Source organism: Allobosea sp. MMO-172 (genome assembly GCF_037147855.1).
Taxonomy (GTDB): Bacteria; Pseudomonadota; Alphaproteobacteria; order Rhizobiales; family Beijerinckiaceae; genus Allobosea.
Window position 1 is genome coordinate 110343 of sequence record NZ_JBBCUM010000010.1, and the last position, 12339, is coordinate 122681.

Annotated in this window: 10 protein-coding genes; 7 read left to right on the forward strand and 3 right to left on the reverse strand. The window is 67.6% G+C overall.

What is annotated here, in order from left to right; translation table 11 throughout:
• Positions 1 to 20: 20 nt before the first annotated feature.
• A complete protein-coding gene (locus WFK61_RS16190) occupies positions 21 to 1673 on the forward strand; it encodes a glucan biosynthesis protein G (protein WP_336813113.1) in 1653 nt (550 codons plus the stop codon).
• An 89-nt stretch (positions 1674 to 1762) separates the two neighbouring features.
• Here WFK61_RS16190 and WFK61_RS16195 read toward each other — a convergent pair whose 3' ends face one another.
• The gene (locus WFK61_RS16195) at positions 1763 to 3010 is read right to left on the reverse strand and encodes an MFS transporter (RefSeq protein ID WP_336813114.1); all 1248 of its coding nucleotides are present in this window, start codon (positions 3008 to 3010) and stop codon (positions 1763 to 1765) included.
• 458 nt (positions 3011 to 3468) lie between these two features.
• On the opposite strand from WFK61_RS16195, the gene WFK61_RS16200 reads away from it, so the two are divergent.
• A complete protein-coding gene (locus WFK61_RS16200; protein ID WP_336813115.1) occupies positions 3469 to 5820 on the forward strand; it encodes a xanthine dehydrogenase family protein molybdopterin-binding subunit in 2352 nt (783 codons plus the stop codon).
• Positions 5821 to 5838: 18 nt separating this feature from the next.
• On the opposite strand, the gene WFK61_RS16205 is transcribed toward WFK61_RS16200, so the two are convergent.
• Entirely contained in the window at positions 5839 to 6726 is an 888-nt protein-coding gene (locus tag WFK61_RS16205) for a LysR family transcriptional regulator (protein ID WP_336813116.1), read from the reverse strand.
• Between the two features lie 87 nt (positions 6727 to 6813).
• Here WFK61_RS16205 and WFK61_RS16210 point away from each other — a divergent pair, with 87 nt between their 5' ends.
• The 5 genes from WFK61_RS16210 (at position 6814) to WFK61_RS16230 (ending at position 11262) form a co-directional block, all read left to right on the forward strand.
• Positions 6814 to 7389, forward strand: a complete 576-nt coding sequence (locus WFK61_RS16210; RefSeq protein WP_336813117.1) for an NAD(P)H-dependent oxidoreductase — start codon at positions 6814 to 6816, stop codon at positions 7387 to 7389.
• A 148-nt stretch (positions 7390 to 7537) separates the two neighbouring features.
• Positions 7538 to 7930 (forward strand): hypothetical protein, encoded by a 393-nt coding sequence (locus WFK61_RS16215; protein ID WP_336813118.1) that lies wholly within the window; start codon positions 7538 to 7540, stop codon positions 7928 to 7930.
• Between the two features lie 287 nt (positions 7931 to 8217).
• The gene (locus WFK61_RS16220) at positions 8218 to 8997 is read left to right on the forward strand and encodes a DJ-1/PfpI family protein (protein WP_336813119.1); all 780 of its coding nucleotides are present in this window, start codon (positions 8218 to 8220) and stop codon (positions 8995 to 8997) included.
• A gap of 115 nt (positions 8998 to 9112) precedes the next feature.
• On the forward strand, positions 9113 to 9625 hold the full coding sequence (locus WFK61_RS16225; RefSeq protein WP_336813120.1) for a YcnI family copper-binding membrane protein: 513 nt from the start codon (positions 9113 to 9115) through the stop codon (positions 9623 to 9625).
• A 47-nt stretch (positions 9626 to 9672) separates the two neighbouring features.
• Complete coding sequence (locus tag WFK61_RS16230) at positions 9673 to 11262, forward strand: copper resistance CopC/CopD family protein (protein ID WP_336813121.1); 1590 nt, start codon at positions 9673 to 9675, stop codon at positions 11260 to 11262.
• Between the two features lie 52 nt (positions 11263 to 11314).
• Here WFK61_RS16230 and WFK61_RS16235 read toward each other — a convergent pair whose 3' ends face one another.
• Positions 11315 to 12337 carry an amino acid ABC transporter substrate-binding protein gene (locus WFK61_RS16235; RefSeq protein WP_336813208.1) on the reverse strand — a complete coding sequence of 341 codons (1023 nt, stop codon included), beginning with the start codon at positions 12335 to 12337 and terminating at the stop codon, positions 11315 to 11317.
• Positions 12338 to 12339 lie beyond the last annotated feature (2 nt).

A 12339-nucleotide genomic window follows, 5' to 3' on the forward strand; every position in this document is an offset into this window, starting at 1 on the left:
CTTCAGCCCGACCCATGCTGATGCGGCTGCTGGACCGGTGCGGACAGGCCCGGAACGGGGCCGGTCTGGCGCGTCTCGGTCTGGCGCTCGGCATGCTGGCCATGGCGGCTGTCGCCGGGCCGGCGGCCTTCGCGCAGCAGCGCCCGGCCTTCGGGCTCGACGATGTGGTCGCCAAGGCCAGGGCGCTGGCGGAGGCGCCCTATGTCGCGCCGGTCAGCAACCTGCCCGACGTCTTCAGCAAGATGCAGTTCGCCGACTACCAGAAGATGCAGCCGAAGCGCGAGCGCTTCGCCTGGATGGAGCACAAGACCCCGTTCAAGCTCGCCTTCTACCATCAGGGCATGCAGTTCAACACGCCCGTGAAGATCAGCGAGATCGTCGATGGCGCCGCCCACGAGATTCCCTACGATTCCGGGCGCTTCGACTTCGCCGACCTGCATTTCGACCGCGACGCGACGAGCAAGCTCGGCTGGGCCGGCTTCCGCGTGGTCTATCCGATCAACCAGGCCGGCAAGCTCGACGAGATCATGAGCGTGCTCGGCGCGAGCTATTTCCGCGTCATCGGCAAGAACCAGATCTATGGCCTGTCCGGGCGCGGACTGGCGATCGATACCGGCCTGCCGATCGCCGAGGAGTTTCCCAATTTCCGCGAGTTCTGGCTGCGCCGTCCCAAGCCGAAGGACAAGCACCTGACCTTCTACGCGCTGATGGACTCCGTGCGTGCCTCCGGCGCCTACGAGTTCACGCTGACGCCGGGCGCCGACGCGGTGCTCAGCGTCAAGTCGCGCGTCTTCCTGCGGCGGGACGCTTCGCCGACGACGATCGGCATCGCGCCCCTGACCAGCATGTTCCTGTTCGGCCCGCAGCAGCCCTCGCCGACGCCGAATTTCCGCCCGGCGATCCACGATTCCAACGGGCTTTCCGTGCGCCGGGGCGATGGCGAGTGGATCTGGCGCCCGCTGGTCAATCCGTCCATGGTCACGATCAGCGACATCGCGGCGGAGAACCCGAAGGGCTTCGGCCTGCTCCAGCGCGGGCGCGATTTCTCGCGCTACGAGGATCTGAAGGATCGCTACGACCTGCGCCCGAGCGCCTGGATCGAGCCGACCAACGACTGGGGCAAGGGCAATGTCCGCCTCGTCGAGATCCCGACCGCCGACGAGACCAACGACAACATCGTCACGCTCTGGGTGCCGGATAACCGCCCTCCCTTCGGCGAGCCGATGCGCTTCGATTATCGCATGCATTGGACGATGGACGAGCCGGCCCTGATGAAGGGCGACATCTCGCATGTCTGGCAGACGATGCGTTCGAGCGGCGAGTTCTACCAGTCCAACCTGATCCGCGCCGGGGACGGCACGCTCGCCTTCCTGATCGACTTCAAGGGCCCCTCGCTGCGCAAGCTGCCGAAGGACGCCCGGCCCGCGGCCGTGGTCGGCGCTAACGACAATGTCGAGATCGTCGGCACCGAATTGCAGCCCAATCCCGCCATCCAGGGCTGGCGCCTGAGCTACCGGATCAAGATCAAGAACCCGGCGGTCTCCTCCGATCTCACGGCGCTGCTGAAGCTCGGCGACCGGACGCTGACCGAGACCTGGAAGTTCAGGCTGCCGGCGTCGCAGGCGGCGACGAACAAGGAAACCTATCTCAACCGCTTCAAGGCGATGGAGTAGGTCGCGGGGCCTTCACGCCCCGCCGACAGCGAGCGTCGGGTATTCTGCCCGCCTGCCGGGAGCAAAGGCTGTTGCGCTTTTGCCTGCCTCTAGGCCGCTCTGCCGCTATAGCGCAGCAGCTCCGGCACGCGCACCGCCAGGAGGGCGACGAGTGCCGCGAGCAGGAGCCCGTCGACCAGCGCGACGGTCGCGACGCCGTAGCGCTCGGCCGCCGCTCCGAGGGTGACGGTGGCCAGCGGCATGACGCCGATGGTGAGTTCCTGCAAGCCCATCACCCGTCCCTGGACCTGCGGCTCGGTCATCATCAGCAGGAGCGTGGTCTGCATCACCACGAAGGGCGCCGCGCAGACGCCCATGGCGGCGATGATCGCGAAGGAGAGCGGCGGCCATGTGGAGAGCGCGAAGGCGGCCCATAACAGTCCGCAGCTCGCCGTGCCCAGGAGGAAGATGCCGCCCTTGAAACGGAAATCGCCGAGCGCCGCGATCGCGAGCGACCCGACGAGCCCGCCGATCCCGGTGCAGGTCAGGAGCCAGCCCAGCCCCTGGGCATCGAGGCCGAGATGAACCTTGGCGAAGACCGGCATGAAGGCGGCCTGGAGCGGCCAGATCAGGATGTTCGAGATCAAGGTGGTCAGCAGCACCGCGCTGGCGAGACGGCTTGAGAAGACCGCCTTCATGCCGCCGGTGAGCGAGCCCAGCAGCGTTTCATCGGAATGGCGCAGGCCCGGCCGCCCGGCGCCGCGCAGGCGCCAGAGGGCGAGGAACGAGAACAGGTACCAGAAGGCCGAGACCCAGAGCGCCACCGCCGGGCCGAAGGCCGCGATCATCGCGCCGCCGAGGGCAGGGCCGACGATCTGGGTCATGTTCATGACGATCGAATTGAGGGCGTTGGCATTGCTGAGGCTGTCGCGTTCGACGAGCTCGGAGACGAGCGCGTAGCGCGCCGGCTGGGACGGCGATTGCGCCATCCCGATGCAGAAGCCGCCGACCACCAGCCCCCAATAGGTGATCATTCCGAGCGAAACCAGCGTGGCGATGGTCGCCATCGTGGCGAAGGCCCAGCCTGCCGCGATCAAGAGCAGCCGGACGCGGTCGAAGCGGTCGGAGAGAACACCGCTGAGCGGGCCGAGCATCAGGGGCGTCAACCGGGCCGCGGTGAACAGCGCGACCGAGAATTCCGAGCGGGTGATGTCGAAGACGAGCCAGCCCAGGACCAGCGTCTGCGTCCAGAGCCCGGCGAAGAAGAACAGGTTCGAGATCCACAGCCGCCGGTAGTTGGGGAAGCGGATCAGGGACGAGGCGATCCGGCTGCCGATCCCGGCCGGACGAGCAGCCATGTCCCAATGCCCACCTTCGCCCTCCGGCCGATCCGGTGTCCGCATGGCTGGGTTCTGCTCCGTCGGGTGCCCCGCCGCCATCCGACCGGCGCGGCAAACGGGCAATGGCCTCGGACGCGTTCGCAGCTGGGCGGGAGCCGGCGAAGCGCCTTTTCGTCCAGAGTATGGGCCCCTCCGGTCTTCACGAAATTAAATCTCCGGATGTTCTCCATTCATGTTTTGGATGGGCGCGTCGAGGCGCTGCATCCGTTCTCGCGACAATGGCTGCACCGACTGCCGTGCGGCTCGCAATGGAGCTATGCCAACGAAACAGGCGCCAATGGGCTTGGGGATGCCTATGATCGCAGGCAGCCGGGTAGGCCTCCGAAAGCCGGATGCCGCCCGCGAAAGGTCGAGGCATTCCCGCCGATCCGCCCGGGACCCCCGCTTCGGCCTTCACTTGACTGTGGTGCCTTGCGATGAACATGCATGTTTCCAAGCCTGATCGCCTCGCGGGACGCGCCGGCATCGGCCAGTCGCTTCCCCGCAAGGAGGATGCGACCCTCGTCCGCGGCGAGGGGCGCTATACCGACGATCTCGCGCTGGACGGGCAGCTCCATGCCGCCTTCGTCCGCAGCCCGCATGCGCATGGCATCATCCGCGGCATCGATACCGCCGATGCGCGGGAGATGAAGGGCGTCGTCGCGATCTACACGGCCGAAGACCTCGAAGGGCAGGGCTATGGCGCGCTGAAATGCGTGGTGGATCTGCCGAACCGTGACGGCTCCGCGATGAGGAAGCCGGTCCGGCACGCGCTGACGGCGGACAAGGTGCGCTTCGTCGGCGATCCCGTCGCCATGGTCGTCGCCCGGACAGTGCAGCAGGCGCGCGATGCCGCCGAGGCGGTCTCGCTCGATATCGACATCCTGCCCGCGGTCACCTCCGCCGAGGCAGCCCTTGCCGCCGACGCGCCCCAGCTCTTCGACGACGTGCCCGGCAATCTCATCCTCGACTACCATTTCGGTGATGCCGGCAAGGTCGCGGCCGCCTTTGCCGGGGCGGCCCATGTCGCCAAGGTGCGGATCGTCAACAACCGCATCATCGTCAATCCGATCGAGCCGCGAGCCGCGATCGGCACCTATGACCGCAAGACGAAGCGCTACACGCTTCACGCCCCGAGCCAGGGCGCCTTCGGCATGCGCAACAATCTCGCGGCGGCGATGGGCGTGCCGCAGGAGAAGATGCACCTCATCACCGGCCATGTCGGCGGCTCCTTCGGTATGAAGTCGGCGGTCTTTCCGGAATATGTCGTGCTGCTCCACGCGGCACGCCTCCTGAAGAAGCCGGTGAAATGGGCTGACCAGCGTTCGGAAAGCTTCGTTTCCGATCACCACGGCCGTGACATGGTGTTCGACGCGGAGCTGGCCCTCGATGCGCGCGGGCGCTTCCTCGCGACGCGCTTCACCGGCTTCGGCAATATGGGCGGCTATCTCTCGCCGCCGGGCCCGCTGATGGCGACGCTCAACATCGGCAAGAACAGCGTCGGCATGTACCGCACGCCGCTGGTCGAGGTGCAGACGCGCTGCGCTGTCACCAATACCGTGCCGATCGCGGCCTATCGCGGCGCCGGGCGCCCCGAGGGCAATTATTTCATGGAGCGGCTGATCGACACTGCCGCCCGCGAGATGGGGATCGACCGCGCCGTCATCCGGCAACGCAACCTGATCGCGCCCAAGCAGCTGCCGTGGCAGACCCCGATCGGCACGGTCTATGACAGCGGCGACTTCCCGGCACTGTTCGCGCGGGCGCTGGAGGCGGCCGACTGGAAGGGCTACCGGACGCGCGAGCGCACCAGCCGCAAGGCCGGCAAGCTGCGCGGCCGCGGCATCGGCTGCTATCTCGAGGTCACCGCACCGCCGACGAACGAGATGGGTGGCATCCATTTCGAGCCGGATGGAACGGTCACCATCGTCACCGGCACGCTCGATTACGGGCAGGGCCACTGGACGCCTTTCGCCCAGGTCCTGACCAGCCAGCTCGGCGTGCCCTTCGACAGGATCAAGCTGGTGCAGGGCGACAGCGACCGCCTGATCGCGGGCGGTGGCACCGGCGGCTCGAAATCGATCATGGCGAGCGGCTCGGCGATCATCGAGGCAAGCGAGCGCGTCATCGAGAAGGGCAGGCTCTTGAGCGCCCATTTCCTGGAGGCCGCCGCCGCCGACATCGAATTCACCGACGGGCGCTTCGCCATCGCCGGAACCGACCGCTCGATCGGCATCATGGAACTCGCCCGGAAGCTGCAGACGGGTGCATCGCTGCCGGATGACCTGCCCCGGACGCTCGATGTCGATCATGTCTTCAAGGCGGCGCCTTCGGCCTATCCCAATGGCTGCCATATTGCCGAGGTCGAGATCGACCCCGATACCGGCCATGTCGAGATCGCCAGCTATGTCATGGTCAATGATTTTGGCGTGCTGGTGAACCCGATGATCGTCGAGGGGCAGCTCCATGGCGGCGTCGTGCAGGGCATCGGCCAGGCGCTCTGCGAGATGACCTCCTATGACGAGAACGGCCAGCTCCTGACCGGCTCCTACATGGACTATGCGATGCCGCGCGCGGCCGACGTGCCCTTCTTCACCTTCATCAGCGAGGGCGTCCCGACCCGCACCAACCCGGTCGGCGCCAAGGGCTGCGGCGAGGCCGGCTGCGCCGGCTCGCTGCCATCGGTGATGAACGCGATCGTCGATGCGCTCTCGCCACATGGCGTGCGCCATATCGACATGCCGGCGACGCCGCTGGCGATCTGGCGGGCCATTCACAAGCCGGCCTGATCAGCAACGGAGCCGGGACTACCGCAACAACCGGGTGAGGATCGCGGCGACGAACCGGAGCGCGGCATCCCGCGCGCGGCGCCGGTGCCAGGCCAGGTGCAGCGTGAAGCCCGGCACCGGAATCGGCGGCGGGAAGGACGCAAGCCCGTCGAATTCGGCCAGCACGCGCGAGGGCAGCAGCGCGATCATGTCCGAGCCGTGCAGAAGGTCCGGGACCATCTGGAAATTCGGCACGACGAGCCCAACTCGCCGCGCTGCACCGCGGCTCGCCAGCTCGGCATCGATCGGCGTGCGCGTATCGCCACGCCCCGAGACCAGGATATGCGGATAGGCGAGCCAGCTCTCGAGATCGAAACGGCCGGCGGCGGGATGGCCGGTCCGCATCGCCGCGACATAGTGCTCGCTCAGCAATTCCTCGCGATGGAGATCGTCCTCGGCCGGCGGGAGGACCGAGATCGCGAGGTCGGTGGCGCCGTCCACCAGGGCCATGCGGGCAGCATCCGCGCCATGCCAGGGCTGAATGACGAGGTCGATGCCAGGCGCCGCGCGCTGCAACTCCTGCTGGAGCGGGGCGATGACGATCAGGGCCGGATAGTCGGCCGTGGTGATGCGCAGCGTCTGGCGGATCTCGGCGAGCGGCACGTCGGGCGGGTCGATCAGGTCGGTCACGCCCGAGAGCAGCGATTTCAGCGGCGCGCGCAGGGCCTCCGCCTTGGGCGTCAGGTACATGGTGCCGCGGCCCCGTTCCAGCAGCGGGTCGCGGAACAGGTGACGACAGCGCTGCAGGGCGGCCGAGGCGGCCGGCTGCGACAGCCTGACCCGGTCGGCGGCGCGGCTGACATGCGCCTCGTCGAGCAGGGCGTCGAGGATGACGAGCAGGTTGAGATCGAGCGATCGTAAATTCATGGAAATGATAATATGATAGATCATCTATCGATTGGAGTGATTTCGTCTCGCTCGGCATGGTTCCCCGCGTCAGAACGGGAGACGATCATGACCAAGACCCTCATCCTGCTGTTCCACCGCGATCTCCGGCAGTCCAAGGCCAATGTCGCCTTGTCGGCCGCAGCGGGCGGTCTGCCCGGTGTCGAAGCCGTCGACATGCAGGCGCTCTATCCCGACGGCATCGACATGGCCCGGGACGGGGAGCGCGAGGCCGCAAGGCTGCTGGCGGCCGATCGCATCGTGCTGCAGTTCCCGATCCAGTGGTATTCCACTCCGGCCTTGCTCAAGGCGTGGCAGGACGCGGTGCTCACCCGCATGTTCTACATCGCCTACGAGACCGAGGGCCGGCGGCTGGAAGGCACGCCGCTCATGCTGGCGGCGACGGCAGGCAACACCCCAGACGCCTATCGCCTGGGTGGCCGCAACATGTTCGCCATGATCGATCTGCTGGCGCCGCTGCGCGCCACCGCCCATCGTTGCGGCCTGCGCTGGAGCGATCCCTTCATTCTCTACGAAGCGGACAAGCTTTCGCCCGAAGCGCTCGGCGCGGCGGCGGGAGATTACGCCGCCACGCTCGAACGCTGGATCGCAGGCATCCCGGTTTCCAGTTTCGTGGCGGCATGACGATGCAGGGGGGGCGCTGCGGCTCTCCACCGGCGCCGCTCCGGCTAGAGGCGGTGCCTGCGGTCGCCCCCGGCAATGCGGCCTTGTGACCTTCTGTCGCTTCCCCGGTCCCGCTTCGCAGGCTATGCATTGGCGCGGGAGAGTTCTCGTGCAGCATCGCGCATCATCACGTGGCAGGTCCTGGGTCGCGGTGCTCGCGGCCTATCTGCTCGTGGTCCAGGCCCTGTTCGCGGGCTTCGCGGCCGGCAGCTATGCCAATGCGCTTTCGCTCGATCGCACGCTCGCGCTGACGCATTGCGCGCCGAGCGGGGATGCAGCCCCCGGCGGCGAGCATGACAAAGCGCGGAACCATGCCGGCATGAGCTGCTGCACGGCTGGCTGCCCGATGCTGGCCGGGGCTGATCCGGTCCAGTCCGATTTCCAGATCCTGTCGCAGCGGCCGGCCGATCTCGTCGCCTTTGCCCGCCGTCTCGACCGGCCCGTCGGCTTCGTCTCCGACCACTCGCCCGGCAACCCGCGCGCACCGCCCTCTCTCGCCTGAGCCGCCGTCCGGCGCCACGGCGTCCGCGACGGCTGTCTTCAGCCTGCCGCCGGCCGTCGTGAGGGCTTTCCGAGCTGATCCGACGCCGTGACGGCGCGGAATCCGGTGCCATGCCATCCCATCTCCAGGCTTGCCTCGCGGGCGGCGCATGCGCCGTCGGCGTCGCGTTGATCGGCCGCCTTCAGGCCGCTCTCGCGCGCTTGCTTGCCGTGGCTGCACCGTCTCGCTGAGCCGCGACGGCCAGGGCTGGCCGCGCGCTAACCCATTCAAAGCAAGGGAACGACGCGATGAATCGTAGAGACATGACGTTTGGCATGGGCGCTGCCGGCTTGCTGCTGGCCGCTGCCGAGCAGGCTCGCGCTCAGGCCGGGCCTTCAAGCCCGGCGCCGAGCTTCGCCATGCTGGTCCATCCGAAGATGATCCTGATCGACCTCGTCGGGCCGCAGAGCGTCTTCAACCTCACTGGCGGAAAAATCCATCTGGTCGGGAAGGACCGCACGCCTGTGCCGACGGAGCTCGGCATACCCGTCACGCCGACGACAAGCTTCGCGGACTGCCCGCGCGACGTGGACGTGCTCTTCGTGCCGGGCGGTCTCGACGGCACCGTCGCCCTGCTCGACGATGCCGAAACGCTGGCCTTCATTCGAGAGGTCGGTGGCAAGGCCCGCTACGTCACCGGGGTCTGCACCGGCACGTTGCTGCTCGGGGCGGCGGGCCTCCTGCAAGGCCGCAAGGCGACCGGCCACTGGTACATCCGTGACCTGCTCCCGCTCTTCGGCGCGATCCGCTCCGACGAGCGGGTCGTCACCGATGGCAAGCTCGTCACGGGCGGAGGCGCCACCGCAGGGCTCGATTTCGGCCTGGCGCTCGGCGCGCAACTGATGGGCGAGGAGTGGGCGCGGCGCGCGCAGCTCGTCCTTGAATATGATCCGCAGCCGCCCTTCGACAGCGGTTCTCCCGCCCGGGCCGGTCAGGCGCTGACCGATGACGTCCTGCGTCGCCGGGCCCGAGCGCTCGCCGCCGCACGCGAGGCCGCCGGTCGCGCTGCGAACCGGCTCAAGGGCTGATGCGATGGCGCATCACCCTCGCCGATTTCGGCCTTCCTCGCTTCCTCATTCGGCAGGCCGTCCGCCTGTCGCATCCCCGCCGTGCGAGCGGCCTTACACTCCAAGGACAATTGCCATGAAGTCTCTTCTCGCCCTCGCGGGCCTCGTTGTGGCTGGCCCGGCGCTGGCCCATGTCACTCTCGAAAACCAGTCGGCTCCTGTGGGCGCGACCTATAAGGCGGTGCTGCGCGTGCCGCATGGCTGCAAGGGCGCCGCGACCACGAAGGTCCGGGTTCAGATTCCCGAGGGTGTCATCGCGGTGAAGCCGATGCCGAAGCCCGGCTGGGCCCTCGAAACGGTCAAGGGAAAGTACGAGAAATCCTATGACTATTACGGCACGCCGACTGCCGAGGGCGTCAAGGAAGTGGTCTGGAGCGGCGGCAGGCTGCTCGACGAGCACTATGACGAGTTCGTGCTGCGCGGCTATCTCACCAAGGATTTGAAGGCCGATACCACGCTCCATATTCCGGTCGTGCAGGAATGCGAAGGCGGCGCGGCCGAACGCTGGATCGAGATCCCCGCCGCCGGCAAATCGGCCGACGACTACAAGTTCCCGGCTCCGGGCGTGAAGCTCACGCCTGCCAAGTGACCCGGTCAGTGGCGGAGCGCTCAGGCGCTCCGCCACGAGGATGTACTATGTTTGCCCACCTAACCCGTTGCCTGCTGTTCGTTCTCGTCCTGCTGGCTTGCGCCGGAGCGCCCCGCTTTGCCTGGAGCCATGCCGCGCTGAACGGTGCGACGCCTGCCGATGGCAGTGTGCTCGCGGCCGCCCCGCAGCAGGTCGAGCTGGTCTTCAGCGAGCCCGTCTCGCCCCTGGCGCTGCGGCTCGTCGGGCCGGATGGCGGGGCGCAGGCGCTCGGCCGTTTCGCTCTGAAGGACCGCACCGTTGCGATCGAGCTTCCCGCCGCGCTCACCAACGGCACCTATGCGCTGAGCTGGCGCGTGGTGTCCGAGGATGGTCATCCCGTCGGCGGAGCGCTGGTCTTCTCGGTCGGTGCGCCGGGCGGAACGGCGCCCGCTCTCGGAGAGCAGGCCGACAATCCGGTCCGCCTTCTGGTCTGGCTCAGCCGCCTCGGACTCTATCTCGGCCTGTTCCTCGGCTGCGGTGCGGCCGCAAGCCGGGCATGGGTCGGTCCGCTCGGTCGTGGGGCCAGACGTTTCGCGAGCGCGATGGCGGGGCTCGGCCTGCTCTGCCTGCCGGTCGCGCTCGGAGCGCAAGGGCTCGATGCGCTCGGTGCTTCGCTCGGCGCCATCTTCCAGCCGGCCGTCTGGAAAGCCGCTGCGGCCACCAGCTATCTCTGGACCGTCATCCTCGCGGCCATCGCCCTGATGCTGGCCTTCGTCGGCATCCGCTGGCCGGCAAGGGGCGCAGGCATCGTCGGCCTCATCTCGGCGTTGCTTGCCGGCCTCGCGCTCGCGAGCAGCGGCCATGCCAGCGCCGCGTCTCCGCAATGGCTGATGCGTCCGGCGGTATGCCTGCATGCGGGCGCGATCGCCGCCTGGGTCGGGGCATTGTTCCCGCTGGCGCTGGCTTTGCGGGGTGAGGCTGGCAAGGAGGCGCTGCGGCGCTTCTCCGCCGGCATCCCGTTCGTCGTCGCCATGCTGCTGCTCAGCGGCGTCGTTCTGGCCTGGGTGCAGGTCGAGACGCCGGCCGCGCTGCTCGCGACGGCCTATGGCCGGGTCCTGCTCGCCAAGCTCGCGCTCGTCGCCTTCATCTTCCTGCTGGCAGGCTTCAACCGCTGGCGCCTGACGCGACGGGTCGAAGCCGGAGACTTTCCGGCCGCGCGCGCCATGACGCGCATCATCGCCGTCGAATTGGCAGTGCTGGTCGTGGTCTTAGGGCTGGCGGCGCTGTGGCGCTTCACGCCGCCGCCGCGCGCGATCCTGGCGGTGCAGGCGCAGCCGGCTTCCGTCCATATCCACACCTTGCAGGCGATGGCCGATGTCACGGTCACGCCCGGTCGGGCCGGTCCTGTCGCGGTCGAGATCGTCCTGATGAACGGCGAGTTCGGCCCGCTGCCGGCCAAGGAACTCAACCTCGGCTTCAGCAACGCTGCGGCCGGTATCGAGCCGATTGAGCGCCGCGCGCGGCTGGGGCAGGACGGCATCTGGCGGATCGATGCCCTGACCCTGCCGGTGGCCGGCCGTTGGGAGGTCGAGCTTGAGATTCTGATCTCGGATTTCGAGATGCGGCGGATCAAGGATGTGGTCGTGATCCGCCCTTGAATTTGAAGAGCGGGCGAGGCAGCCCCGTCCGCTCTTCACTGAGCCGGATCGCTCAGCGGAAGGGCGGCGAGTATTGCAACCCGCCTTCGGTCCAGAGTGCGTTGGGGCCACGCTGGAGCTTCATCGGCGAATTCATGCCGAGATTGCGCTCGAAGCTTTCGCCGTAATTGCCGATCGCGGCGACGATCCGCACCGCCCAGTCATTGGAGACGCCGAGGCCCTCGCCGTATTTTCCGTCCTTGCCAAGGAAGCGGCGGATCTCGGGATTGGCCGAGGTTTCCGCCAGCTCCCGGACATTGGCCTTGGTTACGCCGAGCTCCTCGGCATTGATCAGGGCAAAAAGCGTCCAGCGCACGAGGTTGAACCAGGTATCGTCGCCGCTGCGCACCCACGGACCGAGCGGCTCCTTCGAGATCACCTCGGGCAGCACCAGATGCTCGCTCGGATCGCGGAACTTGAGCAGGTTGGCCGAAAGCGCGGATACGTCGGTGGTGTAGGCGTCGCAGCGCCCGGACTCATAGGCCTTCAGGGCATCCTCCGAGGTCCCGAAGGCCGCGACCTCGTATTTCATCTTCGTGCGGCGGAAATAATCGGCGAGGTTGAGTTCGCTCGTTGTGCCCTGCGCGACGCAGATCGAAGCGCCGTCGAGCTTGCTCGCGCTGGCGACGCCGAGCTTCTTCGGCACCATGAAGCCTTGGCCGTCATAGTAGTTCACGCCGGTGAAAGTGACGCCCTGGCCGGAATTGCGCGCCAGCGTCCAGGTCGTCGTGCGCGGCAGCACGTCGACTTCGCCCGCCTGCAGGGCGATCAGGCGATCTTTCGATGTCAGCGGCACGAAGGAGGCCTTCTCCGTGTCGTTGAAGATCACCACTGCCAGCGCCCGGCAGATATCGATATCGAAGCCCTGCCAGCGGCCATTGGCATCCTGGGTCGAGAAGCCGGCGACGCCGGTGCTGGTGCCACAGATGATCTTGCCGCGGTCGCGGATCGTCTTGAGCGTATCGGCGGCCGCAGGCTGTGCCGTGAGGCAGGCTGCTGCGAGGGCCGCACCCAGCCCGGTGAAGAGCATCTTCATGG